This is a genomic window from Streptomyces sp. NBC_00539, assembly GCF_036346105.1.
Taxonomy (GTDB): Bacteria; Actinomycetota; Actinomycetes; order Streptomycetales; family Streptomycetaceae; genus Streptomyces.
Genome location: NZ_CP107811.1, coordinates 6,379,306 through 6,404,360 on the forward strand (window position 1 = coordinate 6,379,306; position 25,055 = coordinate 6,404,360).

General features: G+C 72.7%; 24 protein-coding genes. 5 read left to right on the top strand and 19 right to left on the bottom strand.

What is annotated here, in order from left to right:
• Window positions 1–36: 36 nt before the first annotated feature.
• The 9 genes from OG861_RS28855 to OG861_RS28895 all read right to left on the bottom strand — a co-directional run bounded on the left by OG861_RS28855 (window position 37) and on the right by OG861_RS28895 (window position 10,237).
• On the bottom strand, window positions 37–1,056 hold the full coding sequence (locus tag OG861_RS28855; protein WP_329192572.1) for a PLP-dependent cysteine synthase family protein: 1,020 nt from the start codon (window positions 1,054–1,056) through the stop codon (window positions 37–39).
• A 128-nt stretch (window positions 1,057–1,184) separates the two neighbouring features.
• Complete coding sequence (epsC, locus tag OG861_RS28860) at window positions 1,185–1,796, bottom strand: serine O-acetyltransferase EpsC (RefSeq protein WP_329192570.1); 612 nt, start codon at window positions 1,794–1,796, stop codon at window positions 1,185–1,187.
• A complete protein-coding gene (locus tag OG861_RS28865; protein WP_329192568.1) occupies window positions 1,796–2,395 on the bottom strand; it encodes an NADPH-dependent FMN reductase in 600 nt (199 codons plus the stop codon). The genes epsC and OG861_RS28865 overlap by 1 nt, the downstream gene beginning before the upstream one ends.
• Window positions 2,396–2,703: 308 nt before the next feature.
• The gene (locus OG861_RS28870) at window positions 2,704–3,627 is read right to left on the bottom strand and encodes a D-alanyl-D-alanine carboxypeptidase family protein (protein ID WP_329201970.1); all 924 of its coding nucleotides are present in this window, start codon (window positions 3,625–3,627) and stop codon (window positions 2,704–2,706) included.
• A 229-nt stretch (window positions 3,628–3,856) separates the two neighbouring features.
• Window positions 3,857–4,333 (bottom strand): lamin tail domain-containing protein, encoded by a 477-nt coding sequence (locus OG861_RS28875; protein ID WP_329192566.1) that lies wholly within the window; start codon window positions 4,331–4,333, stop codon window positions 3,857–3,859.
• Window positions 4,334–4,578: 245 nt separating this feature from the next.
• On the bottom strand, window positions 4,579–5,301 hold the full coding sequence (locus tag OG861_RS28880; RefSeq protein ID WP_329192564.1) for a hypothetical protein: 723 nt from the start codon (window positions 5,299–5,301) through the stop codon (window positions 4,579–4,581).
• Window positions 5,302–5,454: 153 nt separating this feature from the next.
• Window positions 5,455–7,731 (bottom strand): pyridoxal-phosphate dependent enzyme, encoded by a 2,277-nt coding sequence (locus OG861_RS28885; protein ID WP_329192562.1) that lies wholly within the window; start codon window positions 7,729–7,731, stop codon window positions 5,455–5,457.
• 9 nt (window positions 7,732–7,740) lie between these two features.
• Window positions 7,741–8,742, bottom strand: coding sequence for a GHMP family kinase ATP-binding protein (locus OG861_RS28890; RefSeq protein ID WP_329192561.1), 1,002 nt, complete (start codon window positions 8,740–8,742; stop codon window positions 7,741–7,743).
• Window positions 8,717–10,237, bottom strand: a complete 1,521-nt coding sequence (locus tag OG861_RS28895) for an argininosuccinate lyase (RefSeq protein ID WP_329192560.1) — start codon at window positions 10,235–10,237, stop codon at window positions 8,717–8,719. The genes OG861_RS28890 and OG861_RS28895 overlap by 26 nt, the downstream gene beginning before the upstream one ends.
• A 69-nt stretch (window positions 10,238–10,306) precedes the next feature.
• Here OG861_RS28895 and OG861_RS28900 point away from each other — a divergent pair, with 69 nt between their 5' ends.
• Together OG861_RS28900 and OG861_RS28905 are read left to right on the top strand one after the other, a co-directional pair.
• Complete coding sequence (locus OG861_RS28900) at window positions 10,307–10,471, top strand: hypothetical protein (protein WP_329192559.1); 165 nt, start codon at window positions 10,307–10,309, stop codon at window positions 10,469–10,471.
• Between the two features lie 424 nt (window positions 10,472–10,895).
• On the top strand, window positions 10,896–11,657 hold the full coding sequence (locus OG861_RS28905; protein WP_330261905.1) for a transketolase: 762 nt from the start codon (window positions 10,896–10,898) through the stop codon (window positions 11,655–11,657).
• A gap of 53 nt (window positions 11,658–11,710) precedes the next feature.
• Here OG861_RS28905 and OG861_RS28910 read toward each other — a convergent pair whose 3' ends face one another.
• From OG861_RS28910 to OG861_RS28925, 4 genes are all read right to left on the bottom strand, one after another.
• Window positions 11,711–12,085, bottom strand: a complete 375-nt coding sequence (locus OG861_RS28910; protein WP_329192555.1) for a VOC family protein — start codon at window positions 12,083–12,085, stop codon at window positions 11,711–11,713.
• 264 nt (window positions 12,086–12,349) lie between these two features.
• On the bottom strand, window positions 12,350–12,820 hold the full coding sequence (locus tag OG861_RS28915; protein ID WP_329192553.1) for a Clp protease N-terminal domain-containing protein: 471 nt from the start codon (window positions 12,818–12,820) through the stop codon (window positions 12,350–12,352).
• A gap of 7 nt (window positions 12,821–12,827) precedes the next feature.
• Window positions 12,828–13,031 (bottom strand): helix-turn-helix domain-containing protein, encoded by a 204-nt coding sequence (locus OG861_RS28920; protein ID WP_329192551.1) that lies wholly within the window; start codon window positions 13,029–13,031, stop codon window positions 12,828–12,830.
• Window positions 13,032–13,083: 52 nt separating this feature from the next.
• Window positions 13,084–13,542: a DUF2000 domain-containing protein gene (locus OG861_RS28925; RefSeq protein ID WP_329192549.1), complete on the bottom strand. Its 459-nt coding sequence runs from the start codon at window positions 13,540–13,542 to the stop codon at window positions 13,084–13,086.
• Window positions 13,543–13,591: 49 nt separating this feature from the next.
• Between OG861_RS28925 and OG861_RS28930 the strand changes: the two genes are divergently transcribed.
• Complete coding sequence (locus OG861_RS28930; RefSeq protein WP_329192547.1) at window positions 13,592–14,416, top strand: helix-turn-helix transcriptional regulator; 825 nt, start codon at window positions 13,592–13,594, stop codon at window positions 14,414–14,416.
• Here the strand turns inward: OG861_RS28930 and OG861_RS28935 are convergent.
• Complete coding sequence (locus tag OG861_RS28935) at window positions 14,376–15,236, bottom strand: helix-turn-helix domain-containing protein (protein WP_329192545.1); 861 nt, start codon at window positions 15,234–15,236, stop codon at window positions 14,376–14,378. The genes OG861_RS28930 and OG861_RS28935 overlap by 41 nt on opposite strands.
• A 155-nt stretch (window positions 15,237–15,391) precedes the next feature.
• Here OG861_RS28935 and OG861_RS28940 point away from each other — a divergent pair, with 155 nt between their 5' ends.
• On the top strand, window positions 15,392–15,691 hold the full coding sequence (locus OG861_RS28940) for a putative quinol monooxygenase (RefSeq protein WP_329192543.1): 300 nt from the start codon (window positions 15,392–15,394) through the stop codon (window positions 15,689–15,691).
• Window positions 15,692–15,700: 9 nt separating this feature from the next.
• Here OG861_RS28940 and OG861_RS28945 read toward each other — a convergent pair whose 3' ends face one another.
• From OG861_RS28945 to OG861_RS28955, 3 genes are all read right to left on the bottom strand, one after another.
• On the bottom strand, window positions 15,701–16,129 hold the full coding sequence (locus tag OG861_RS28945; protein ID WP_329192541.1) for a VOC family protein: 429 nt from the start codon (window positions 16,127–16,129) through the stop codon (window positions 15,701–15,703).
• A gap of 74 nt (window positions 16,130–16,203) precedes the next feature.
• Window positions 16,204–17,025, bottom strand: coding sequence for a YceI family protein (locus tag OG861_RS28950; protein WP_329192539.1), 822 nt, complete (start codon window positions 17,023–17,025; stop codon window positions 16,204–16,206).
• A gap of 99 nt (window positions 17,026–17,124) precedes the next feature.
• On the bottom strand, window positions 17,125–19,641 hold the full coding sequence (locus OG861_RS28955) for an MFS transporter (protein ID WP_330261906.1): 2,517 nt from the start codon (window positions 19,639–19,641) through the stop codon (window positions 17,125–17,127).
• 265 nt (window positions 19,642–19,906) lie between these two features.
• On the opposite strand from OG861_RS28955, the gene OG861_RS28960 reads away from it, so the two are divergent.
• A complete protein-coding gene (locus tag OG861_RS28960; RefSeq protein WP_329192535.1) occupies window positions 19,907–20,110 on the top strand; it encodes a hypothetical protein in 204 nt (67 codons plus the stop codon).
• Between the two features lie 67 nt (window positions 20,111–20,177).
• Here OG861_RS28960 and OG861_RS28965 read toward each other — a convergent pair whose 3' ends face one another.
• Together OG861_RS28965 and OG861_RS28970 are read right to left on the bottom strand one after the other, a co-directional pair.
• The gene (locus OG861_RS28965) at window positions 20,178–20,528 is read right to left on the bottom strand and encodes an SH3 domain-containing protein (RefSeq protein WP_329192533.1); all 351 of its coding nucleotides are present in this window, start codon (window positions 20,526–20,528) and stop codon (window positions 20,178–20,180) included.
• Between the two features lie 224 nt (window positions 20,529–20,752).
• Window positions 20,753–24,646, bottom strand: a complete 3,894-nt coding sequence (locus OG861_RS28970; RefSeq protein ID WP_329192530.1) for an nSTAND1 domain-containing NTPase — start codon at window positions 24,644–24,646, stop codon at window positions 20,753–20,755.
• Window positions 24,647–25,055 lie beyond the last annotated feature (409 nt).

The window sequence follows — 25,055 nt, forward strand, 5'->3', positions numbered from 1 at the left end:
TCCGGCTCCCTCTCGGACGGCGCGACGGCGGTGGGCTCAGGGCTTGGCGGTCAGCGCGGCGGGCTGCCCCGCGGGCCGGGTGACGGGCTGTTCGACGGCGGGGGCGGCGGGCGCTTCGTCCTCGTTCAACATGCTGAGGTAGCGCTCGCCCGTGTCGGGGAGGACCGTGACGATCGTGGCGCCGATGTAGTCCGGGTGCCCGGCCAGCCGGGCGCAGGCGTGGGCGACGGCGCCGGAGGAGACCCCGGCGAAGATCCCCTGGCGGCGGGCGAGGGCGCGGGCGGCGAGCATGGCGTCTTCGTCGGAGACCGTCACCACGCTGTCGATCAGGTCGACGGCGGTGGTGGGGGCGACGAAGCCGCCGTTGAGACCGGGGATGCGGTGCAGCCCGCCGACGCCCTGGGACAGGACCGGCGAGTTCTCCGGTTCGACCGCGACGACGCGTACCTCCGGGTTCTGCTCCTTCAAGTACTTCGCGATGCCGCTGAGGGTGCCGCCGGTGCCCACACCGCAGACCAGTACGTCGATCCGCCCGGCCGTGTCGGTCCAGATCTCCGGGCCGGTCGTCTCGTAGTGGGCCCGCACGTTGTCGGGGTTCTCGTGCTGGCACGGGAACCAGGAGCCCGGCGTCGCCGCGTGCAACTCCTCGGCCTTGGCGATCGCACCGGGGTATCCGCTCTCGCGCGGGGTCTGCACCACCTCCGCGCCCAGCGCCTTGAGCAGGGAGACCCGCTCGGCGGTGGCGCTGTCGGGCAGCACGATCACGCAGCGGTAGCCGCGGGCGGCACAGAACGCGGCCAGCGAGATGCCCGTGTTGCCGGACGTCGCCTCGATGACGGTGCCACTTCCGGCCTTGAGGTCGCCCCGGAGTTCCGCCGCCCGCAGCATGTACAGGGCGGCGCGGTCCTTGCTGCTGGACATCGGGTTGGCCGATTCCAGCTTCGCCAGCACCTCGGTGCCCGGGGCGGTGTCGTCGAAGCGCAGGCGGATCAGGGGGGTCGAGCCGACCAAGTCCTCGATGCTGTCGGCGATGTCGCGCTTCTGGCGGCTTTCCACGTCTGGTTCCTCACAAGTCGTTCGGTGGGGCGGTGTGTCGGTCGGTCGTACGGTGCGGCGCACGCCGGCGTGGTCCTCGCGGGGGGAATCCGCCGGGGGCCGGCGCCGCGGGACGGGAGGGGGCGGTACTACCAGGAGCCGGCCGAGGCGGTGACGGCGTACAGGTCCTCCATGGGCTGCGGAGCCTGGCCGACGGCCTTGATCACGGCGGTGGCGGCGAGCACCCGGGCGCCCGGCGGCACGTCCTTGTTCACCAGGGCCTGGGCCCCGATGACGGCGTGCTCACCGATGGTGACGGGGCCCAGCACGGTCGCGTTCGTACCGAGCACGACGTCGTGGCCGACCACCGGATGGCGGCGTTCCCCCGCGGCCCGGTTGTTGTCGCTCCACCAGCCCACCGCTCCCAGCGTGACCTGGTGGTAGATGGTCACGTCGTCCCCGACCACCGCGGTCTCGCCGATCACGACGGCCGCGCCGTGGTCGATGAACACCCGCCGGCCGAGCACCGCACCGGGATGGATCTCCACGGCGGTGCCCCGGCGGGCGTACCAGGCGATGGCCCGCGCGATGAACCGCAGCCCGCGCAGGTGCAGCCGGTGTGCGACGCGGTGCGCCCACAGGGCGGGCAGTGCCGCGTGCAGCAGGGCTTCGCGGCGGTTGCGCATGGACGGGTCCCGGGCGAGCACCACGTCCAGGTCTTCCTTCATGATCCGCAGGAGGCCGGGCCGGTCGTCCGCCATCAGACGAGCACCCCGGCGGGCTCACCGAGGGGGCCGAGCTCGGCGCCGAGGGGGCTGAGCTCGGCGACGAGGGCGCGGGTCAGGCTCTCCAGCCGCGCCACGACCTCCGGATCGGTGTAACGGCCGTCCGTGCCGTCCGGCACGGTGACGCCGCCGATGGCGACCGGCTCGTGTCCGACGACCAGTGCGCCGCACCGGCCGAGTACGCCGACCAGGCCGGGCTGGGCGTCGATCCCGCCGCGCGCCCCGGGGGAGGCGCTGGCCACGGCCGTCACCTTGCCGGTCAGCGGGCTTTGGCCGCCCGGCCGGGACAGCCAGTCCAGGGCGTTCTTGAGCGCGCCGGGCATCTCGCCGTTGTAGGAGGGGGTGCTGATGAACAACGCGTCCGCGCCGGCGACCAGTTCCTTGGCCGCGCGCACGGCCGCCGACCCGTCGGCGAGCTCCAGGCCGGCCTCGTAGAACGGCAGGCCGGCAACGGGGAGCAGCACGGTCTCGTGGTCACCGGGCAGCTCGCCCAGGATGTGGCGCACGGTCGCCAGCACGGCGTTGTTCAGCGAGTCCCGGCGCGTACTGCCGGATATCAGGACGATCTTCGCCACGGTGAACCCCTCTCCTCGGCCCGGGACTTCCGCCTGCGGTTCCCGGACCCCTCTTGTCGCGGCCCCGGCGGTGAGGCCGACGCGCGGACGGGAGAGCACTGTCGGCCGGGGGCACACACGTGCCGCCCGGCCCGGGTGGTGGCTCCGGCCCGCGTCGTCTTCGTCACGGTCCCAGCCCGTGCTGTTGGCAGCCTTGACCGGGACTCGCGTCGCGACGGAGGACCTCAGGAGTCTGCCTGCACCGGCGGCCTTGCCGGCATCCTCGCCGGTGTCGCCACCGGCCTTTGTGCCGGTCCGTGCGGCCTGCGTCAGTCGAGGACGTCCGGGACCGGCTCGGTGCTGCCGCGCCGGAGGGCGGTCCTGGAACCGGCAGCCGGGCCCAGCGCCCAGTCGGAGAGGGCCATCGAGTCCACGTACCGCTCCTCGTCGTTCAGCAGGACGCCGATGACCGTCCTGCCGCCCCGGGTCACGGAGAAGACGAGGCACTTGCCCGCCGCCGTGCCCGTGCCGGTCTTGACGCCGATCGCACCCGGGTACCCGTATCCGGTCGGCCGGGGCCGCACCAGCAGGTTGGTGTTGGACCACGCCGCGTCGGTCGAAGTGCCGCCGGTGCTGATCGAGGTGGTCTTCACCAGGGTCCGGAACGTGGTGCCGGTCATCGCGTACTTGGTGAGCTTCGCGAGGTCGCGCGGGGTGGTGAGGTTGTTGCCGGTCGGCGAGATGCCGTCGAAGGAGTCGTACCCGGTCCGGGTCAGGCCCAGCGCCCTGGCCTTGGAGTTCATCTGGGCGATGAAGTCCGCCGTGCGGGCCGCCGTGGTCGTGCCCTTGCCGAAGGTGTCGGCGAGCGCGTACGCCGCGTCGCAGCCCGAGGGCAGCATCATGGCGTACAGCAGCTGTCGGACCGTCGGCCGGGCGCCCGCCTTGAGGTGGGCCGAGCTCGCGCCCTCGCGGACCACGTAGTCCAGGTACGCCTGCTTGACGGTGACGTGCCGTTCGAGGTCGACGCCCGGCTGGGTGGTCACCACCAGAGCCGTCATTATCTTCGTGGTGCTGGCCATCTGACGCCTGGTGTCGGCGGCCTTGGAGGTGAGGGTCGCCCCGGTGGCACCGTCCATCAGGAACGCTCCGGCCGCGGTGAGGGGCGGCGCGGAGGCGGCCCGGGCCGGCGCCGGGACCGTGAGCAGGGCGCCGGTCGCGACGGCGACGGCGAGCGCGCCACGCGCACGGCGCATCAGTTTCGAGGTCAAGTCGGTCCCCCCGCGTTGGCTTTCGATCCGCTCGGACGCGGGCCGGGTGCCTGCGCCCGGGCGGGATCCTAGCGCCGCACCCGTGGTCCGCCCAGAGGTTCGGCGGCGCGGGGACGGGGACATGGGTGAGGCGTGCCGCGGGATTCCCGCGGCACGCCGTCCCAGGAGCACGTCACGTCACCGTCGGCGCGGGACGTGACGGGCGGTGGACCGGTCAGCCGTGGTGACGGCGACCCTGGCGGCCGCCCCAGGACTCGGTGTCGATGACGCGGCCGCGGTCGTCACGCAGGGTCGCGATGTCGCGGGCGTCCCAGATCTGCTGGCGGCGGTTCTGGTAGACGTCCCGGTGGGTGTTGCGGCCCTGGCCGGTGTGGACCTTCACGCTGTGGCCGCCCTCCAGCCGCAGGCCGGCGAAGCGGTAGCGGTTGCCCTGCTTGTCGGTGAGGGTGTAGCCGCGCAGCTCGACGCTGCGGCGGCCGGTGTTCTTCACCTCGACCCATTCCCGGTTGAGCGCGTGGTTGGACACGTTGCGGACGTGGCTCTCGTGCTGGACGGAGCCGATGACGACCGAGGAGTGCGTGGCGCGGTGGTGGTCGCCGGAGGCGGAGGCCGGCAGGGCGGCGGCGCCGACCAGGGCGCCGGCGGCGAGGAACGCCGCGACGACACGACGGGGGGTGAGAGAAGCAGACAAGGAAATGGCCCCTTCCAACGTTGGGCCGCCCCGGGGTTCGAACTGGCCGGGCGGGCTCCGAGCGGTTCTCGGCAAATGGCCGAGGAGCCATACTTTGGCCCACTTCCGCCGCCCGGCACGGTGGACTCGCCCTGTGTTGCCTAATACAGACATGTCGGTAACTGTCCCTTTACCAAAGGAATGCAGCTGAAAGTCAGGAAATAACCGGTTATGTCGTTTTTTCGTATGTGTGGGCGCGTGAGGGTTCAGGAGATCCCGTACCACTGGCTGCCCCAGCCGGTGTTGATGGTGCTCGTGGACTGCTCGGCGAGGTTCACGGTGGCGGGCAGCGAGCTCTGACCGGTCAGCACCGTGCTGTACCGCAGCTTCGGCGGCGCCAGACCGGCGTTGACCGAGATGCCGGCCCCCGTGGACTTCAAGGTGAGGGCGTTGGTGGCCCAGTTGCCGTTGAGCAGCAGGGCGATGAAGTACGTCCCGGGGGCGGCGGTGAACGGCTTGCCCAGCGGCAGCGGCTTGGCCACCGCATCGCCCATCAGCTGCGGTGAGATGTCCGAGGTGGCCGCGCGCAGGGTGCCGGCGCCGTCGTACACACCGAGGTAGCAGTTGGCGAGCTGGGCGCTCGGGTCGACACCGGCCAGGCCCAGCCAGATGTTCGACCAGGTGATCTGCTCGCGCAGGACGACCCGTACGAGGGTGAGCCGCCCGCCGACCCCGGCGGCCGACTGGGCGGTGACGTGCCCCGCGTCGTTGGGGTCGCCGGTCCAGGCCAGCAGGTTCTGGTCCTGCGGCCGGGGCCCCTGGTACCCCTCGGCCGCGGGCCCCCCGTCGTGCGCGGGCGCCGGAGCCGAAGGGGTGGCGCCCCCGTGTCCCCGCTCGCCCGGGGAGGTGCAGCCGGCCACGAGGAACAGGGCGGCGAGGGCCCCGAGGAGGCCCTTCGCGGCGGTGGCGGTGATGGTCCGGGTGCGCATGGTCCCCCCATGAGGCGCGGTGTGCCGACGCGCCATGATCACACGGCCGGGGCCGGACGCCACAGGGCGGCCCCGCACGCACGCAGACCGGCCGCCGCGGCTGCGGCGACCGGTCTCCCGTCGGCCCTGACGAGGAGAGCTCGCCCGGTGCGGTCAGCGGGCCCGTGCCCCCTGCTGCGCCTCGATGCCGACGCGCAGCTCGCCCACCGCGGCGTCCAGCGAGCGCGTCACCGCGGCCGCGGCCGGGCCGGTGGCGATGACGTGCCCGAGCCGGTCGTACGCGTTTTCGGCGGGCCGTACGGCGGCACCCGTCGCGGCGGTGACGGTGACGGCCGTGACACCGTCGACGGCGCGCGCGGCGTCGACGCCCTCGACGCCGCGCAGCGTCCCCGCGCCCCCGGGGAGCAGGAACCTGATGCCGGCGCAAGCGGAGTGCGAGGGAGTCAGGTCCAGCGGCATCCCGGTCGCGACCCGCAGCTGCTGCTCCAGCAGGTCGATGCCGGTGGCCTGCCGGACCGCCTCCGGAATCATGCCGCCCGCCAGTCGCGGGTTGACCTCGATCACCGCGACTCCGCTCCCGGTGAGCTTGACCTCCGTGTGGGTCGGGCCGAGTTCCCAGCCGATGGCCTTGAGGGCCGCGCTGACCGTCTCGGCGACGGCGCCCGCGACCGGCCCGGTGAGGGGGGCGGGGAACAGGTGCCCGGTCTCCACGAAGTGCGGGCCGGCCGTGACCTGCTTGGCGGTGATGCCGACACAGGTGGCGACGCCGTCGTGGGAGAACATCTCCACGCTGAACTCGGGACCGTCGAGGTACTCCTCCAGGAGCACGGTCCGCGCCGTGGGCAGCCCCCGGGCGTTGGCCGTCACCGCGAGGACGCGCTCCGCGTGCGCCGCGACCTCTTCGGCGGTGGAGCACAGCAGGACGCCGTTCGAGCCGGAGTCGTCGGCGGGCTTCACCACGCACGGCAGACCGACGGCGCGTACCGCACCGTCCACGTCGGCCGCGTCCGTCAGGATCGCGAACCGCGGCTGCCCGACGCCCGCGTCCCGCAGGACACGGCGCGTCGTCGCCTTGTTGCGGCAGGCGGCCACGGCGTCCGCCGTGTTGCCGGCCAGACCCAGCCAGTCGGTCAGCCCGGCCACCGCGGGAACGTAGAAGTCGCTCGTCGTCGTCACCCCGACCAGCTCCTCGCGGGGGTACCGCCGGCTGATGACGGCCCGCAGTTCGGCCGGCGAGCCGGTGTCGCAGACGACGACCTCGGCGCCCGTTTCCGCCAGGCCCGCGTACCGCTGCGGCCCGGCCGTCAGCAGCACCGGGGTCAGCCCCAGCTCCCTCGCCCGGGACAGCGCGATCATGCCGGTGCCCGTGGTGTTGGACTCGACGAACAGCACCCGCCTGGGCAGGTCCCGGGGCCGGCGCACCTCGGCGCGCGACCACTGGCTCACATGGGTCCCGTAGGCGACCTGGGCCGGCTCGGAGGCCAACGGCAGGTCGGCCACCTTGTGCTCGGTCCAGTACTCGTCGCTGTACACGGTCTCCGTGTAGCGGTCACCGCGGTCCGGGAAGATGCCGACGATCCGGCTGCCCGGCTCCGCGCGGGCTGCCACGTCGGTGAGCACCCGGTAGACCGACCCGGAGGTGTTGCCCGCGAAGATCTGCTGCTCCCCGGCCAGGGCGCGGGCCGCGGCGAACGCCTCGTGGTCGTTGAGCCAGTGCACCTCGTCGATGATCCCGCGGTCGAGGTTGTGCGGCGACAGGCTGTTGCCGAGGCCGCTCTGGAGCCGCTTGGGCACGTCCGGCTGCTCGAAGAGGGCACTGCCCACGCAGTCCACGCCGACCGACCGCAGCCCCGGCAGGCGCCGCCGCAGGGCGCGGGTGCTGCCGCACAGGGAGCCGCCGCTGCCCACCGCCCCCACCAGTACGTCCACGGTGCCCAGGTCGCGCAGCAGTTCGTCGGCGAGTACGCGGTAGGCGCGCGGGTTGTCCGGGTTGGTGTACTGCCGCGGCCAGAAGGCGCCGGGCATGTCCCGCATCAGCGCGTCCAGTCGCTCCAGGCGGGCGCCCTGCCAGCCCTGGTCGGTCATCTTGGGGACCACGTGGACCTCGGCGCCCAGCGAGCGCAGCTTCGCCATGGTCATGCGGTCGATACGGGGATCGGTGACGATGTGCACAGGGTGGCCCAGCGAGCGGCCCACGAGCGCCACCCCGAGGGCCATCGTGCCGGACGAACTCTCCACGATGGGAGCTCCCGGCAGCAGCGCCCCGATGCGGCGCGCCTCCTCGATGGCACTCTTGGCCACCCGGTCCTTCATGCCGAAGGGATTGGCGAGTTCCAGCTTCGCGTAGACCTCGGTCCCGTCCGGCACATCGAGGTCGAGCCGGACGAGCGGGGTGTGCCCGACCATGTCGTAGACGGTTTGAAAGAGCATGTCTCTTCCTCAGACGTTGGTGGGGGCCGCCGCGGGGGCGGAGGCGGCGAGCGGACGGAACCCTCCGTAGGACCAGTCGTCGCCGTGGCCAAGGGAGCGGTGGAGCATCGTGGTGCCGGGCAGCGACGCACACGCGGCGAGCGCGATCTCGGCCTTGAGCGAGGTCTCGGGATCGTCGTGGGGCAGCAGGATGCCGAGCATCGTCCCGCTGTGGGCGCAGGCGATGCCGAGCCCGTCGATGTCGCGGCAGATGCGCTGGAGGGTGGGCAGGGAGGGGCGGGGCATGTGCCGCGCGTTCAGCTCGGCGCTGCGGGTGGCGACGCGGCCCAGCGCGCGCAGGTCCGAAACGAGGATCGCGTCGCGAGCCTGGTCGAGGAGGCCGGCGTACTCGCGCTGTTCCTGCGCGCTGCGCGCCGTGGCCGCGTGGTTGTGGCTGATGGTGTCGACCTGTCCGCCTTCGTCGTAGGCGATGACGGTCATGGAAGGTACGGTTCCCAGGCGTTCGCGGAGCCGGACCTCACGGTGGCTGAACGCCACGATCTCGTCGTACATGACGCCGTCCGACGGTTCTATGCCACGCAGCAGTGCCTCGATGTCCGCCGGGGTGAAGCGGACGTCCAGGGCGTCGGCCACCGCGCGCGCCGTGGCCACGAGGTCCGCCGACGAGCTGGCCATGCCCTTGCCTTCGGGCAGCTCGCTGCCGATGCGCAGCTGGCCGCCGCCGCTGTGGCCCGCGGCGCGAAGGGCCCGCTGCGCGAGCTTCGCGGCCTTGCGTTTGTGGCGGGGCGCCACGTGGATGGCCGTCGCGTCCGGTTCGTGCGCGAAGGTCGCCGTGGACCAGGCCGCCACCGGTGACGTGACCATGAAATGCTCGCCGGTGCCGGGCAGCACGCCCTGGAGGAGCTCCCCGAACGTTCCGAAGGCCCTGCCGACGCCGGCGTTGCGCGTGCGCGGCAGTCCGGCCGGTTCGGCCAGCCCGTCGAGCTCAGGCGTGTACGGCTGCACTGTCATGCTCTTCTCCTCCGTGTCCGCTACGGGTGGACCGGGCGCGGGCCGCCCATTCCTCTCCCAGCCGTTCGAGTTCCTCGTCCTGCGCCCGCAGTACGGCCTTGACCGCTTCCGGCCGGGCGGAGCCCTCGGAGCGCGGCGCGTTCAGGGCGTGCCGTACGTCGAAGGTTCCGGCCAGCACCGACTCCGGCGCCGTCAGCTCGAAGCCGAGTTCCGCCGCCGTCCGCTTGAGCAGGCCCGCGTCGGTCCGGGCAGGCGCGAGCCCGGCCTCCATCGCGGCGACGATGTAACGGCCCGAGATCACCTGGGCCCGGCGCCAGGGCACTCCTTCGCGCAGCGTCAGGGCGTTGGCCAGGGCGAAACCGCCGAGGAACTCCCGCTCGCACGCCTCGCTCATGCGCTTCGTGTCGAAGCGCACGTGTTCCAGGACCGCCGTGGAAAGCCGCAGCACGCTCTCGAAGGTCTCGAACGCGAAGGACAGCTGCGATCCCGCTTCCTTCGACACCTCGACCGAGTTGGAGAACGGAGTGTTGCGCTGCCCGAGCACCGCGTCCATGTGGGCCGAGGACAGGTGCGCCGACTTGCCCCGGATCCGTTCGAGCACCGGGAAGTTCTTCTTCTGCGGCATCGCAGACGAGATCCCGGAGAGCTCGTCCGGCAGGTCCAGATAGCCGTAGGCGCTGCTGCCCCACGCCATCAGATCGGTGGTGAAACGGCTCAGGGCCACTGCGAACACACTGAACTCGGCCGTGATCTCCAGGACCCAGCCGCGGTACGCGACCGAGGTCAGGGCGAGGGGCTGCACCCTTGTGAAGCCGAGCAGGGCGGCCAGCCGTCCGCGGTCCCACGCCAGCTCCTGGCCCGACATGGCGCCGGCGCCCAGGGGGCACGCGTCGATACCGTCGTAGGTGGCGAGCAGGCGCCGCGCCGTGTGCAGCACCTGCTCGGACAGCGCCGCGAGGTAGAACCCGGGCGAGATGATCTGAGCGGCCTGCAAGTGGGTGTAGCCGGGCATCGGGTCGTCGGCGTACCGACCGGCGAGCCCTCCCGCCGCCCGGCCGAAGGCCAGCAGCGCCTCGGCGGCCGATACCAGTCGCTCACGTCCGGACATCAACTGGGCGCAGGCCTGGAGGTCGTTGCGGCTGCGGTCCACGTGCCAGGCGGCGACCGGCTCGGCGAGCCGCGTCTCGACGTGGCGCTCCAGCGAGAAGGCGATGTCCGACATGTTCGCCTCGCGCCCCGCCAGCAGTTGCCCGGCGGTCACGGAGTCGAGCAGCCCGCGGAGTTCCGCGGCCTGGCCGGCCGTCACCAGCCCCATCCGCAGGTATTCGGCGACGAGCGCCTTCTCGATCGCGATGTAGTGGGGCAGGAGATGCTCGGCCTCGTACCGGAACTGCGGGTCGAGGACCTCTTCCCGCAGCAGGTCGCTCGGTCCTTTGCCGATGCGTCCGCTCAGCGGCAGCGCGTCGCTCCCACCGTTGTCGTGGTCAGGGTGCACCTGGAATCCGTTTTCTCTCTTGGGGGACGGGAATCGGCAGGGCGCCGTTCTTCCGGGAAGGGCGCCGGCATGACCGCGCGTCGCTCCCGGGTGACCCGCGCGGGAGCCGGGGCGGGCGGGGCCGGCACCTTCCCGACGCCGCGGATCCGGGCCGAGCGGCTGACCGGAGGCAGGAAGATCAGCGGTGCGCGCACCACGCCGAGGTTGACGGGCGCCGTACGGAAGCCCTCGTGACCCACCAGGGTGAAGCCGGCGGCGACGCCGGCGGCCTGTCAACGGGGCGGGGCGGCAGCTGGGTTCGGGCATCGCGCGCCTTCGGACAGCTCACTCATCTGGTCCTCACAATCCCTGCTCGGTCGGCGATTGACCCACGGTCGGCCGGCGTTGGCCGGGGCGGACGCCGGGTTTCGGCACCTCACGGAAATCGACCAACCCCGAAAAGAAAAAACCAACCGTGTGGTTTTGTCAACGCCCGCTCAAGTGGACTTCGATGGCCTTTCCGGGGCCCTCGCGCTGGCTCGATCCACCCGGAAATTGCAGGGATAGGGCGTCGCCTAGGGGGCGGGGTGAGTCGCAGAAGACTACCCTTGACAAAACAGCTCAGTTGGTTTGTTCTGGCGAGGTAGTGGCTTGCTGGACGGCTTCGGAAGGACCGAGCATGCTCACGAAGGCACCACCAGACGACGTGGCCACACGACTCGCCGTGGACATCCGCCGCAAGGTCGGCGAGCTGAGCGCCTCGCCGAGCGGCGTGCGCGCCGACGGCAGCACGTCGATCGCCGACCTCCTCGCCGTCCTCTGCGGCGAGGTGCTGCGCCGGCCGGCCGGAGGGGGGCCGGGGGAGGTAGGCGACCACCTGATCCTCAGCAAGGGGCAGGCGTCCGGGGCCCTTTGCGCGGCGCTCGCCTCCACGGGTGCGGTGCCGCAGCCGCAGTGCGCGACGTACGCCGACGAGGGCAGCCGACCGGGCGGTCGCCTCGTGAAACGCCTGCCGGGCGTGGACTTCTCCACGGGCGCGCTCGGCCACGGGCTGTCACTGGGCTTGGGCGTCGCACTGGCCGAACGCTGCTACGGGCGCGGCGGCCGCGCGTTCGTGGTCCTCGGTGACGGGGAACTCCGGCAAGGCTCCCACTGGGAGGCGGCCGTGGGGGCGTCCGACCTCGCAGCCGACAACCTGACCGCGATCGTGGACCACAACGAGCGGGAGGCCGACGGCCGGAGCGAGGGCACCCTGTCCCTGCGACCGCTGGTGGACAGGTGGCTCGGCTCCGGCTGGCGCGTGCTGTCCATCGACGGGCACGACCACGACCAGATCAGGGAGGCCCTGCAGGGCCCCGTGGAGCCGGGCCGGCCCACGGCCGTCATCGCCCACACGATCAGGGCGCGCGGCGTCCCCGGCCCGCACGATGAGCGGGCCTGAGCGCGGGGCCCGGTCGCCGGGGTGTGGCTACCGGGCCCCGCGGCACGCACCGGTTACAGGTAGGGGCGGGTGATCAACTCGATCGCGTGGCCCGCAGGGTCCTTGAAGTACACGCCCCGGCCGCCGTGCTCGGTGTTGGTCTCGCGCGGGCGGCGCATCTGCGGATCGGCCCAGTGCTCGATACCGCGGTCGCAGAGCCGCCCGTACGCCCGGTCGAACAGCTCGTCGTCGATCAGGAAGGCGTAGTGCTGCATCTGGATCTCCACGGGCGGCTCCGCGAACTGGAGCAGCACGCCGTCGGGGAGTGCGATGTTGGTGAACGGCCCCCAGGACGGTGCTTCCGGAAGTTCCAGCAACTCCCGGAAGAAACGGGCCGACTCGTGGCGGTCCTTGGCGGCGATGATGGTGTGGTTGAACGTGACTGTCATGGAACTGACCTCGGTGTGTTCGACAGGTGCACGGAAATGGGGCGCTGGTGGTCAAGCGCCGGGGGTCCGCGTGCCGAACAACGGGGGTGCCTTCGTCGCACCCCGGGAGGGATCAGCCCTCCACCGGGTAGCCGATCCGTGTGTGGCGTAGCGCCGGTCCGGTGTTCACATCGGCGACCCTACGTGATCCAACACGCCCGGCACAACCGGCATTTGCCCCTCCCGCCGAGCCCGGTCCCGCCCCTCGCGGGTAGTTCGCTCCTGTCAGCCGGTCCTCCCGGTGAGGCGTTCGCGGACGGCCGGGCGGTCGACGCCCAGCTGCTCCATCAGCTCGGCGGCCGGGTCCGGGCGCTCGCGGGCGAGGAGCGCCAGCAGCAGGTGCTCCGGCCCCAGGCGCCGGCCGCCGGTCTTCTTCACCTCGACGAGGGCGTGCGGCAGGACCGAGCGGGCGCCGGAGGTGAAGGGCGTGCGCTTGCGCGAGAGGGGGACGGGCGGCCGCTCGACCCCCTCGACGTCGATCCCGATCGCGGCCAGCGCCGAGCGGTCCAGGCCCTCAAGGGCGGCCCGTGCGTCGTCGAGCCCGAAGCCGAGGCACCTCACCGCCGGTGAGCCGGGCTCGTGGAGGAGGCCCAGGAGGAGGTGCTCGGTCCCGACGCGGCGATCGCCCCGCAGTCGGGCTTCTTCCAGTGCGCAGGTGACGGCCGCGCGGGCGCCGGCTGTGAACTTCTCGAACACCGTCGTCTCACTTCCCGTGTTTGGCGTGTGCGGACTGCCGGGACACGCCGAGGGCGTCCCCGATCTGTTCCCAGGACCATCCCTGCTGCCTGGCGCGCGCCACCGCCGCCGCCTCGACCTGCTCGGCCAGCCGGTGCAGCGCACCCACCGCCCGTAGCCCCACGGCGGGGTCGTGCGACCTGAGACGTTCTGCCAGATCTCCGGTTTCCATGAATGTCAGTCTGGGCTGACATGCGTCCGCGTGTCAACCCAGGCTGACATCTTCAGGGATGCATGCGCGTCCCCTTGAGGACCTTGTCCACGGCGTTGCGCGGCCCGTACACGGCCATCCCCACCAGGTCGAGCTCGCCCGTGCCCACGGCCCGCACGGCCGCCCGGTTGTCGCGGTCGTTGCCCGTGCGGAAGAGGTCCGACGTGAACACGGCGGTCGTCAGCGCGCGGGAGCGGGCCCGGCCGTGCGCGGCGGTCAGGGTCTCCTTCGCCGCCTCGAAGACCAGCACGGGCTGACGGAACATCGGCAGGTAGGCGGTGTCGTCGGCGTCCGCGTACGGCTCGCCGATCACCTCCGGTGACGTCGTGCCGAGCCCGCTCACCAGGAACGCGGTCACGTTCAGCCGCTGCCAGGTCTCCAGGTCGTCCCGCAGCACGACGGCGATCTTGGTGTCGAAGCGGACGGGGACCATCGAGTCTTCCGCGCCGCCGGTCTCGTTCGTGATTCTCATGCCCTGAGACTGTCGCGTACGCCGGTCCTGCGTCTTGTACGTTCCTTGCATGACGCCCCGGCAGGAGACCTCGGCCTGGCGCCCGCCGGTGGCGGGCGTCCTGGAGGTCTTCCACGCCCACTTCACCGCGCACGCCTACCCGATGCACGTCCACGACGCCTGGACCCTGCTGATCGTCGACGACGGCGCGGTCCGCTACGACCTCGACCGCCACGAGCGCGCCACCCCGGGCGACACCGTCAGCCTCCTCCCGCCGCAGGTCCCGCACAACGGTTCACCCGCCACCACGGGCGGCTTCCGCAAGCGCGTGCTCTACCTCGACATGACCCACCTCGACGCGAGCCTCATCGGACCGGCGGTGGACGGCCCGGACCTCGCCGACCCCCTCCTGCGCAGCCGCATCGGACAACTGCACACGGTCCTCGCCCACCCGGGCGACGAGTTCGAGGCGGAGAGCCGCCTCGCCCTCATCGGTGAACGGCTGCGCGCACACCTGCGCCCCAGGCTGCCGCGCGGTGCGCGACCCGGCCACGGCGTCGCCCGGACACTGCGCGAACTCCTCGACGAACGGCTCCTGCAACCCCTCACCCTGGACGAGGCGGCCCGCCTCGTCCACGCCCACCCCACGCACCTCGTACGGGCGTTCAGCAGCGCGTTCGGCATGGCGCCGCACCAGTACGTGACTTCCCGCCGCGTCGACCTGGCCCGCCGGCTGCTGCTCGACGGGCAACCGCCGGGCGAGGTGGCGACCGCCGCCGGGTTCTACGACCAGTCGCACCTCACCCGGCACTTCAAGCGGGTCGTAGGCACCACCCCGGGCCGGTTCGCCCGGCTCAAAGGTCCGCCGCCGGGCGGGACCGCGGTGCCGGGGTGAGGGCGGCCAGGAACTCAAGGGCGTGCGCGGCGGCAGAGCCGGCCGGCGCGCTGTAGATCATCAGGGTCATGTCGGGGTCGTCGGGCGCCCGCATGGCCACGTAGTCCAAGGCCAGTTCGCCGACGCGCGGATGGACGAACCGCTTGCGGCCGCGGGTCTTGCCGCTGACGGTGTGGTCGTCCCACAGGCGGCGGAAATCAGGGCTGCCGAGGGAGAGTTCACCGACCAGCGCGGACAGCTGCGGGTCGTCGGGGTGGCGTCCGGCGTCGAGACGGAGGTTGGAGACGGTGTCCCGGGCCTTGGCCTCCCAGTCGGGGTAGAGGTCCTTGGCGGCAGGGTCCAGGAAGACCAGGCGCGCCATGTTCCGTTCGCCCGGCGGCAGGACGGGGAAGTCGGCGATCAGGGTGCGGGCCAGGTCGTTCCAGGCCAGGACGTCCAGACGCCGTCCGATGAGGTAGGCCGGTACGGTGACCAGCGCGTCCAGGGCCTGGCGCAGCTCGGGGCCGACGTGCTGGGTACGGCCGGGGTGCCGGTGCGCCCTGCCGGGCTTGGCGAGATTGTGGAGGTGGCCGCGTTCGTCGGCGTCCAGGCCGAGGGCATCGGCAACGGCGTCGAGTACGGCGGGGGAGACGTTGCGGGCCCGGCCCTGCTCCAGACGGGTGTAGTAGTCGACGCTCACGCCCGCCAGCAGGGCGAGTTCCTCACGGCGCAGGCCCGGCACGCGGCGCCGGCCGCCGAAACCGCCCGGGCCGACGGCGTCCGGACCGATGCGGGCCCGGCGCGACTTGAGGAACTCGGTGAGCTGGTGTGCACGGTCCATGCCCCCAGTGTCCGCCACCGCACCGCAGAGCCCAGCCTGGTCCTGCCGGACCCGGGCACGGCGGACCCCGGTCGAAGGGGGCCCTGGGCGGCGCCCTCCCGGGAGCGCAGGATGGACACCGTTCACCCGCGAACCCACTGGACCGGAGCCCCCTCATGCCGAACACGCTCGTGATCGTCGCCCGCTTCACCGCCAAGCCGGGCCAGGAAGGCCGTCTGCGCGACGAGCTGCACGCGATGATCGAACCCTCCCTGGCGGAGGAGGGCTGCCTCGCCTACCAGCCCTACGCCGATCCCCATCGCAGCGACCGGATGGTCATCGTCGAGGAGTGGGCCGACCCGGCCGCCCTCGACCACCACTTCTCGTTGCCGCACTTCCGCCGGGTCGCCAAGGCCCTGGACGAGATCCTCGCCGAGCCGTTCACCTTGCGCCGTCTGAACGACGCCCCGGCCTGACCCGGCTCCTCAGTCGATGCAGAACTCGTTGCCCTCGATGTCCAGCATCGGGATGCACGCGTCATTGCCGTCGTACAGCGTCCGCACGTGTACCGCGCCGAGCGGGACCAGTCGTGCGCATTCGGCCTCGAGTGCGGCGAGGCGCTCTTCCCCAACGAGTCCGGTGCCGACCCGCACGTCGAGATGAAGCCGGTTCTTGGCGGCCTTCCCTTCGGGGACGCGCTGGAAGTACAGTCGCGGGCCCACACCCGAGGGATCACTGCAGGCGAACCACGCATCCCGCTGCTCAGGTGGTTGCGAGCGTTTGAAATCGTCCCAGGTGGCGAACCCCTCCGGTGGCGGCGGTACGACATATCCCAGCACCTCGCACCAGAAACGGGCGAGGCGCTCGGGTTCTGCGCAGTCGAAGGTGACTTGGAACTGCTTGGTCGGTGCCATCGGTCCTCGGATCTCCGTCACGGCGGGCGATCCTGCCACGTGATCATCCGGGGCTCAACGGATTTCAGCACGCGCTACGCCGCCGGCAGCGATCCGCCCTGCACGGCCTGGATGTCCAGCTCCACCCTCAGCGTCGCGCCGATGGCGGCGATGCCCGCCTGGACGACCTGGTTGTAGTTCATCGCGAAGTCCTCGCGGCGCAGTTCGGCGGTGGCGCGGAACGCGGCGCGCGTGCCGCCCCACGGGTCGGCGCCCGTGCCCAGGTAGGCCAGGTCCAGGTCGACGGGGCGCACGACACCGCGCAGCGTCAGGTCGCCGTGCACCGTCCAGCGGTCGGAGCCGGCCGGGGACAGGCCCGTCGAGCGGTACCTGATCTGCGGGTACGCCGCCACGTCCAGGAAGTCCGGCGATTTGAGGTGCCCGTCGCGCATGCCGTTGCCCGTGTCGATGGAGGCCGCCTCGATCACCGCTTCCACGCGGGACGCCGACACCTCCCGCGGGGCGATCTCGATCCGGCCCGCGAACGCGGTGAACCGGCCGTGCACGCTGGAGATGCCCAGGTGCTGGGCGACGGCGGCCACCGACGAGTGCGCCGGGTCGATCGTCCACGGCCCGGGCGGCGGCAGCTCGGCGCCGCCGTGCCGGGCGAGGACCACGCTGCCGACCTCCGCGCGCCCGCTCGCCGTGACGATGGTGCTCGACGCCGTGGGCGCGTAGCCGACCGCGGTGACTATGACGGTGTACGCCCCCGGCGCGAGCGCGGTCGGGTCGTGCACGGCGCCCTCTTCGTCGGCCTCGGCCCGTACCACCTGTGTGCCCGTCATGTCCGTCACCGTGACGACCGCGTGCGACACGGCCCATCCGTCGCGCGTGCGGATCCGTGCGGTGAGTCCCATCCCGTTTTCTCCCTGCCGAAGCATCTCGAGTCAGTCGAAAAGAGGACCGGCCCGTGGGGCGCCCCCGCTCCGCGGCGCGCCCCACGGGCCGGTGCCCGTCTACTCGCCGGGGTGGGCGAGTGCGATGTCGTGGCCGTCCACGCCCCCACCGCTCACGGTCAGCGCCGTGGCCACCGGCGGGTATCCCGTAGCGATGACGGTGTACTCGCCGCCGTCCAGGTCGGTGAAGGCGTACGCGCCGTCCGCGCCGGTCCGCGCGGTCGCGACCACGTTGCCCGCCGCGTCGACCAGCGTGACCCGGGCGTCGCCGAGCGGTCCGCCCGGCGAGCGCACGACGCCCTGGACCTGTGCGCCCGAGCTCAGCTCGACCTCGACCCGGGTGACTCCCGCTCCGCCGACCTCCACCTGCAGGGCCTTCGGGCGGCGCCCGGCGGCGTTCACGGCGATGGTCACGGGGCCCGGCACCAGCTCGGCGAAGCCGAACGCGCCCTGCGCGCCGGTGACTGCGGTGGCCAGTACGTCCCCGCGGACGTCGGTCACGATGACCATGGCACCCTCGACCGGGGCCCCGGTCTCGGTGGCCCGTACGACGCCGCTCAGACCGCTCGTCCCGCTCAGCAGGATGTCGTAGGAGACCGGCTCGCCGTTCACCACGACCGTCGAGGCCTGCGGCTGGTAACCGTCGGCCGCCGCGATCAGTACGTACGAGCCGCTGCCCGGCGCATCGACCGCGTACGAGCCGTCCGCCTGGGCGACCGACCGGTCCAGCTGACGTCCCGCGAGCGAGATCAGCGTGACCGCCGCCCGCGCCACGGGGGTGCTCTCGGCGCCGCGTACGTAACCGCGTACCGCGATACCGTCGGGCAGCGGAGCGGACCCCGGGTCACCCGGCGGCGCGACGGCAGCCGCCGACTGCCGCGGCACGTGCGGCACGTGCGGCACGGCGGGCTCGGCCGGGCTCGGGGCAGCGGCTTGCGCGTCGGCCTTCGCGTCCTGGGCGCCCTGGATGTCCTCGCCACCCTGGGAGGCCTGCGCCAGGCCGCCCGAGGTCCGCAGCGGGACCTCCTTGATGAAGATCGTGACGAGGAAGGCGATCAGCGCCAGCGGCGCGGCGATCAGGAACACGTCCGCGATGCCGTGGCCGTACGCGCTCTCCATCACGGTGCGCAGGGGGCCGGGCAGGCTGTTCATGTCCGGGATGCTGCCGCCGGAGCTCTGCTGCCCCGCGGCGGCCGCGTACTTCGGGTCGAGGGTGGCGAGCCCTTCCTTGGCGTAGTGGGTGATCCGGTTGGCCATGATCGCGCCGAGCGCGGAGACACCGATCGCACCGCCGAGGGAGCGGAAGAACGTCACCGTGGAACTGGCGGAGCCGAGGTCGGACGGCGCCACCTGGTTCTGCGTGCAGAGCACCAGGTTCTGCATCATCATGCCGATGCCGAGGCCCAGCAGGGCCATGAAGACCGCGATGTGCCAGTACGTCGTGTCGTAGCGGATCGTGCCGAGCAGGCCGAGGCCGGCCGTCACCAGCACGCCACCGCACAGCAGCCATGCCTTCCACCGGCCGGTCTTGGTGATGACCTGCCCGGAGACGGTGGAGGAGACGAACAGACCGGCGATCATCGGGATCGTCATCACGCCGGACATGGTCGGGGACTTGTCTCGGGCCAGCTGGAAGTACTGGCTGAAGAAAACGGTGCCGGTGAACATCGCGACACCGACGAACAGGGAAGCGATCGACGACAGCGCGATGGTGCGGTTGCGGAACAGCCGCAGCGGGATGATCGGTTCGCTCGCCTTGGATTCGACGAGGACGAACAGGGCGCCGAGGACGAGCGAGCCCCCGACCATCGCGTACGTCTGCCACGACAGCCAGTCGTACTTGTCGCCGGCGAAGGTGACCCAGAGCAGGAGCAGTGAGACGGCGGCGGAGATGAAGAACGCGCCGCCCCAGTCGACCTTGACCTCGCGCTTGACGACGGGGAGGTGGAGGGTCTTCTGGAGGACGATCAGGGCGATGATCGCGAAGGGGACACCGACGTAGAAGCACCAGCGCCAGCCGAGCCAGTCGGTGTCGGTGATGACACCGCCGAGCAGCGGGCCGCCGACGGTGGCGACTGCAAAGGTAGCGCCGAGGTAGCCGCTGTAGCGGCCCCGCTCGCGCGGGGAGATCATCGCGGCCATCACGATCTGGGCGAGGGCGGACAGGCCGCCGACGCCGATGCCCTGGACCACGCGGCAGGCGATCAGCATGCCGGCGTTCTGCGACATGCCGGCGACGGCCGATCCCAGGACGTAGATGACCAGGGCTATCTGGACCAGGGCCTTCTTGCTGTACAGGTCGGAGAGCTTGCCCCACAGCGGGGTGGCCGCCGTCATGGACAGGAGGGCGGCGGTGACGACCCAGGTGTAGGCGGACTGGCCGCCGCCGAGGTCGCCGATGATGTGGGGGAGGGCGTTGGAGACGATCGTGGACGACAGGATCGCGACGAACATGCCGAGCAGCAGCCCGGACAGCGCCTCCATGATCTGCCGGTGCGTCATCGGCGCGTCGTCGTGGCCGCCGCCTCCGTGCCTGGCGTGAGAGGCCCGCACACCGGCTGGTGTGGTCGTTGCCATGGGCTTCCTTACGTTCTCTGCGGGTGGGCGGGTGGTCGATATCCGCATTTCGTTGCTCTAGGCAACCGTAGGAGTAGTTGGTTGCCCCACGCAAATCGGATCGGAGCTATCACCCTAAAGTCTTCGCAAAGGCAAGTGCCGGTGACCGTAAACCCGCAGTTGAGTGGTGGCGACCGGCCCGTCGGCTTGTCCGGTCCCGTACGGCGTGACACCGTCGACGAACCCCAGCCCCAGCCCTCAGCCCTACGCCGCAGGAGGCCGCACCATGCCGGACGACCTGGCCGCAGACACCATCCGGAAACTGGAAGACGCCGTGGCGTCCGGCTCGCTGCCGGAGCACACCGTCGAACTGCTCCGCGTCTCCCTGAGTCAGGCCCGGGCCGCGAAGGCGGCGGGCCGCGACCAGGAAGCGATCACCATCGCGGCCCAGGCCCTCCAGACGGCCGAGGCCCCGTCCACGGACCAGTAGCGCGCACGACCCGGCCCCCTGTCCCCGGCGACGGCCGGGAACAGGGGGCCGGGAGCGGTGGCACCCGTCAGCAGTGGCCGACGCCGGTCTGGGCCGCCACCAGCGACGAGTGGACGTAGCCGGTCCCCACGGAGCTGGAGACGCGGAACCACCGGTTGGAGGCGTAGTTGGAGCTCGGCGGGTACACCCACTGGCTGTCGGTCCAGCACAGCATCGTGACGCCCGTCCCGTTGGACAGGTAGCCGAGCGCACCGCACCCGGTGTTGGCGCAGGTCCGCACGTTCGCCCCGCCGCTGTTGGACGAGATGTAACTGCCGGCCGCGTCGGCGCCGCCGGCGCCGGCGATCAGACCGGTCAGGGCGACGGCGGCCGCGGCGGCGGCCAGTCCGGCCCGGGACCGCAGGGTGGTGGTCGTCATGCGCATCGTCGTTCTCCTCGGAAGACTCGCGGTGGTGTGCGGCGCCCCGGCGGATCCGGCGGCGCTCCACCAGAGAGCCATCCCGACCGCGGCGGGGGGAAGGAGGGAACCGCAGGTCGACCGGGCCCGTACGGCGGTCCGTACAACTCCGTACGGCCCGGCCCCCGTACCGTCGGCCGGACCCGCACGCCCCACCGCGGCGGACCGCACACCCGCCGGCCCCTTCACCGGCACGGCGGCGCGTACGGCAGTCCGGGGACGAGCTGGGCCCACTCCGCGGCGGTGATGGGCGTCCCCGCCCGCTCGCACAGCCTGCGGGCGATCTCCCCCTCGTCGCGGGACCACACCAGGGCGGCCGGGCCGGCCCCACCGGCCGCGAGGGTGCGGCCGTCCGGGCTGTACGCGACGGCGTACGCCTTCCCGCCCAGGCCGCTCAGTACGGTGCGCGGCCGCGGCCGTCGCGGGTCACCGGTCTCCCACAGCCACACCGTGCCGTCCGTGCTGGCGGCGGCGAGCGCGTGGCCCTGCGGACTGAACGACAGGGCGTACACGTAACTGCTCGGCCCCGTCAGCGTCGGCCCGGCGGTGCGCGGCCGGTCCCCGCTCACGTCCCACAGCCACACGTCCCGGTCCGCGGTACCGGCCGCCAGCAGCCGGCCGTCGGGGCTGAACGCCACGGACATGACGTAGCTGCCCGGCCCGCGCAGGGTGGATTCCAGCGCCGGACGGCCACCGCCCGACGGCATCCGCCACAGCAGCACCTGCTTGTCGACCGTGCCGGCCGCCAGCCGCCGGCCGTCCGGGCTGAACGCCACCGAGTAGACGTAGTTCGTCGGCTCCGACAGTTCGGCCGAGAGCGCGGGGTGCGCCGGGTCCGCCGTGTTCCACACGCGTACGGTCCGCCCCTCGCTTCCCACGGCGAGGATCCGGCCCGTCCGGTCGAAAGCCGCGGACTGGATGGTTCCGGCGCCTGCGGTCAGAGGTTCTCCGTAGGGCACGGCACGGTCGGGGCGGGAGAGGTCCCACAGCCACAGCTTGCCTTCCCGGCCGCCCACCGCGAGGGTGCGGCCGTCCGGGGTGAAGGAGACCGTCGCGGAGTACCCCGTGGGGTTCGTCAGGGGCGGCCCGACGGGGCGCGGGGCCCAGGGATCGGAGACGTCCCACAGCTGTACGTCGCGTCCCGCGACGGCCAGCAGCTTCCCGTCCGGCGCGTAACCGATCGCGTTGACCGTGCCCTGGAAGCCGCGCAGCGGGCGGGGAGGCAGCTGCCACAGGCGTACGGTCCCGTCCGCGGCGCCCGTCACCAGCTGCCGCCCACCGGGGTGGAACGAGAGCGAGGTGACCGGCCCCGGGTGCGGGAAGACCCCGGCGAGGACGCGCGTCCGCGCGTCGTACAAGCGCACCTGGTTGTCCGCGCTGCCGGTCGCCAGCCACTGCCCGTCGGGACTGAGGCCCACCGCGTTGACGTAGCTGGCCGGGCCGTCGGGAGCGGCCGGGGCCCCGCCGATCACCGCGGGTGAACCCGGGCCGGAGCCGGGCGCGGGTACGTCCCACACCCGTGTGGAGCGGTCCTGGCTCCCCGCGGCGAGCCGTAGGCCGTCGGCCGTGAAGGCCAGCCCGAACACCGGGCCGGCCGCCCCGGTCAGCGGCTGCCCGTGGGCGAGCGGCCGGCCGGGATCGGCGAGGTCCCACATCCGTACGGAGCCGTCCGCGCCCCCCGCCGCCAGCAGGGCCGGACCGGGGCCGGGCCGGAACGCGACCGTGTGCACCGCCCCGGTGAAGCCGGTGAGCCGCAGACCGGGGGCGGCGGAAGGGGCGGAACCCCCCTCCGTGCGGGCGGCCACCGCCGGGTCCGGCCACAGGTACACGCCGCCGTCGGCGCCCGCCGCGGCCAGGCTCTCGCCGTCCGGCGCGAAAGCCACCCCGTACACGGCTGAATCCGGCCCCTTGAACGACCGGACCCCGGCCGCCGCCGGATCGGGGCCCGACGGCTCCCACACGCGTACGGTCCCGTCCCCCGACCCGGCCGCGAGCCGTCGGCCGTCCGGGCTGAAGGCGAGCGCGTACACGGTGTCGGCGAAGGTGACCGGAGCCGCGCCCAGCGCTCGCGGCCGCTGCGGATCACGCAGGTCCCACAGCGCGACCTGGTGGTCCAGGCCGCCCGCGGCGAGGGTGTGCCCGTCCGGGCTGAGGGCCACCGCCTGTACGACACCGCGGAACGCGAGGATCCGGGTCACGGCCGGCAGCGCCGAGGCGTCCATCAGCGCCTCCCGGGCTTCGGCCGTGGGAGCCGTACGGTAGGCCACCAGAGCGAGCTGCGCGGACAGGGCGAGGTCGCTGCCCCGCAGCCGTTCGGCGCGCGCCGCCACCAGCCGGGACAGCGCGACGGACTGCTGTCCCTGCGCGTCACGGCGCTGGACCACGGCGACTGCGGTGAGCAGGACCGACAGGACGACCATCAGCGAGAGCAGGACGAGGAGCCGGCGCAGCCGCCGGGCGCCGCGCCGTTCGCGCCGGACGCGGACGTCCTCCGCCAGCCGGCTCGCATCGAGGAACTCGCTCTCGCGGGCGTCGAGTTCCGGGGCGTGCCCGCTGTCCTGGGCCCAGCCGGAGGCGACGGCCAGGCGGGTGCCCCGGTAGAGCAGCGAGGGATCGCGGCCGTGCGCGAGCCAGCGGTCCGCGTCCCGGGTCAGGTCCTGCCACACGATCTGTCCGGCCCGGTCGGTGTCGATCCAGCCGCGCAGCCTCGGCCAGGCGGTGAGCAGCGCCTCGTGGGTGATCCTGGCACCGTCGCCGTCGAGCGTGACCAACCGCCGGTCGACGAAGCGCTCCAGGACCGCGTACACCTGTCCGGCCCGGTCGGGCCGGCCGGTGGGCGGCGGCAGCGGCAGCAGCCGCCGCGCGTCGGGAACGCCGTCCCCCACCGCGACCATCCGCAGGAACAGCTGCCGCGCGAGTACGCACTCGTCCTGCGACAGGCCCGCGTAGACCTCTTCCGCCGTCTCGGAGACCGCCGCGGACATCCCGCCGCCCGCCCGGTAGTCGGCGATGGTCAGAGCGGTGCCGCGCCCGCGTTCCCAGGTCGACAGCAACGCGTGCGACAGCAGGGGCAGGGCCCCGGGGCCGCGGTCCCGCAGATCGGCCAGGAGCAGGTCGACGAACCCTTCGTCCAGGACGAGACCGGCCTTGGCGGCGGGCCCGCCGACCACGGCGCGGATCTCGTCCTCGCTGAGCGCGCCCACGACTGTCTGGCCCTTCTGCAGCGCCACCGCCAGGGAAGGCCGGGCGAGGGCCTGGCTGTAGAAGTCGGCGCGCAGGCACCCGGTGACGCGCACGTCGGGGGAGGGGAGGGCGGCGAGGCAGCGCAGGAACCGCTCCCGTTCCGCCGGGTCGGGGCACGCGGTGAACACCTCCTCCAGCTGGTCGACCGCCACGACGATGCGTGTGCCCTTCCGCTCGGCCAACCCCCTTATCCGGGCCGCAAGTGCGAGGGGATCAGGCGTCTCGTCCTGCCGTGCGGGATCCTCCTGGGCCTCCCACTCCGCGGGCAGGGCGGACAGCAGTGCCCGCACCGGGTCGCGGCCGGGTGCCAGCAACAGCGGCGTGAAGCCGTGCTCGCCCCGCAGGACGGGCAGTACCCCGGCCCGCAGCAGGGAGGACTTCCCCGACCCGGAAGCCCCGACGAGCAGTTGGGGTACGTCGGCCCCCTCGCGGAGGATCCGTTCCACGACGACCGCCCGTAGACCCTCCCGGCCGAAGAACCAGTCGGCGTGGCGTTCCTCGAAGCCCGCCAGCCCCCTGTAGGGCGCCGCGCCTCCCGCGACGCGCAGGACCCTGGACCGTCGCAGCTCGGCGAGCCGTTCCAGCCAGCGCTCGATCTCGGCCGCGTCGCTCACCCCGCAGACGTGCAGGACCCGGCGGAACAGGGGCAGGGAGCTGATCGACGGCAGGTTCTGGCCGGCGAACCAGCCGCCGATGGTGCTGTGGGCGCCCGGTGCGCCGACGCGCGTGGCGACGGCGCGGACGGTGAGGTCGGCCTTCTCCCGCAGGCGCGTCAGTTCGGCCGCGAACTCCTCCCGGGATAAAGGGGGTTGGGGCAGGAGCGGGGTGGGGTCCATGGGGCCTCCGTGGTCCGGTTCCGCTACGGGCGGTGATGCGGTGGACCACCCTTCCCCCGCCCGTGCGGCCACGCGGCCGGAACACCTCGATCCGGTCTGTTTATACGCTGTCCCACCGGCGGGTTCCGGCCAGTCACCGCCGTCTCCGCACCCTCATCCGCCCCGGCCCCCCCGGGGCTCCCGGCCGGAACAGGCACTGCGGGAGAAGCGGCGCGAAGCGCTGCCCGAAGCGCCTCTCGAGGCGGTGCCGGTGGTGACGCAGGCGCCGCGGCACCGGGCTGCCGCACGTCGTGGCCTGTGTCAGTCTGGAAGGGCCGACCGGCCGGCTGGACCGAACGACTCCGGCAGACTTTGGACAACGCCATGTCTCCACGCCTCTTCCGCTCTTCGCGCAGCGTGCCAGCGGCGC

What these genes read in the sequence shown, in the direction of transcription:
- OG861_RS28960 (WP_329192535.1), top strand. Translation starts at nt 19,907, where the DNA reads ATGCCGGACGACCTGGCCGCAGACACCATCCGGAAACTGGAAGACGCC.
- OG861_RS28890 (WP_329192561.1), bottom strand. Translation starts at nt 8,742, where the DNA reads ATGACAGTGCAGCCGTACACGCCTGAGCTCGACGGGCTGGCCGAACCG.
- OG861_RS28950 (WP_329192539.1), bottom strand. Translation starts at nt 17,025, where the DNA reads ATGGGACTCACCGCACGGATCCGCACGCGCGACGGATGGGCCGTGTCG.
- OG861_RS28930 (WP_329192547.1), top strand. Translation starts at nt 13,592, where the DNA reads ATGACGCCCCGGCAGGAGACCTCGGCCTGGCGCCCGCCGGTGGCGGGC.
- OG861_RS28945 (WP_329192541.1), bottom strand. Translation starts at nt 16,129, where the DNA reads ATGGCACCGACCAAGCAGTTCCAAGTCACCTTCGACTGCGCAGAACCC.
- OG861_RS28885 (WP_329192562.1), bottom strand. Translation starts at nt 7,731, where the DNA reads ATGCTCTTTCAAACCGTCTACGACATGGTCGGGCACACCCCGCTCGTC.
- OG861_RS28920 (WP_329192551.1), bottom strand. Translation starts at nt 13,031, where the DNA reads ATGGAAACCGGAGATCTGGCAGAACGTCTCAGGTCGCACGACCCCGCC.
- OG861_RS28925 (WP_329192549.1), bottom strand. Translation starts at nt 13,542, where the DNA reads ATGAGAATCACGAACGAGACCGGCGGCGCGGAAGACTCGATGGTCCCC.
- OG861_RS28940 (WP_329192543.1), top strand. Translation starts at nt 15,392, where the DNA reads ATGCCGAACACGCTCGTGATCGTCGCCCGCTTCACCGCCAAGCCGGGC.
- OG861_RS28905 (WP_330261905.1), top strand. Translation starts at nt 10,896, where the DNA reads ATGCTCACGAAGGCACCACCAGACGACGTGGCCACACGACTCGCCGTG.
- OG861_RS28910 (WP_329192555.1), bottom strand. Translation starts at nt 12,085, where the DNA reads ATGACAGTCACGTTCAACCACACCATCATCGCCGCCAAGGACCGCCAC.
- OG861_RS28970 (WP_329192530.1), bottom strand. Translation starts at nt 24,646, where the DNA reads ATGGACCCCACCCCGCTCCTGCCCCAACCCCCTTTATCCCGGGAGGAG.
- OG861_RS28965 (WP_329192533.1), bottom strand. Translation starts at nt 20,528, where the DNA reads ATGACGACCACCACCCTGCGGTCCCGGGCCGGACTGGCCGCCGCCGCG.
- OG861_RS28900 (WP_329192559.1), top strand. Translation starts at nt 10,307, where the DNA reads ATGACCGCGCGTCGCTCCCGGGTGACCCGCGCGGGAGCCGGGGCGGGC.
- OG861_RS28955 (WP_330261906.1), bottom strand. Translation starts at nt 19,641, where the DNA reads ATGGCAACGACCACACCAGCCGGTGTGCGGGCCTCTCACGCCAGGCAC.
- OG861_RS28935 (WP_329192545.1), bottom strand. Translation starts at nt 15,236, where the DNA reads ATGGACCGTGCACACCAGCTCACCGAGTTCCTCAAGTCGCGCCGGGCC.
- OG861_RS28880 (WP_329192564.1), bottom strand. Translation starts at nt 5,301, where the DNA reads ATGCGCACCCGGACCATCACCGCCACCGCCGCGAAGGGCCTCCTCGGG.
- epsC (WP_329192570.1), bottom strand. Translation starts at nt 1,796, where the DNA reads ATGGCGGACGACCGGCCCGGCCTCCTGCGGATCATGAAGGAAGACCTG.
- OG861_RS28870 (WP_329201970.1), bottom strand. Translation starts at nt 3,627, where the DNA reads ATGCGCCGTGCGCGTGGCGCGCTCGCCGTCGCCGTCGCGACCGGCGCC.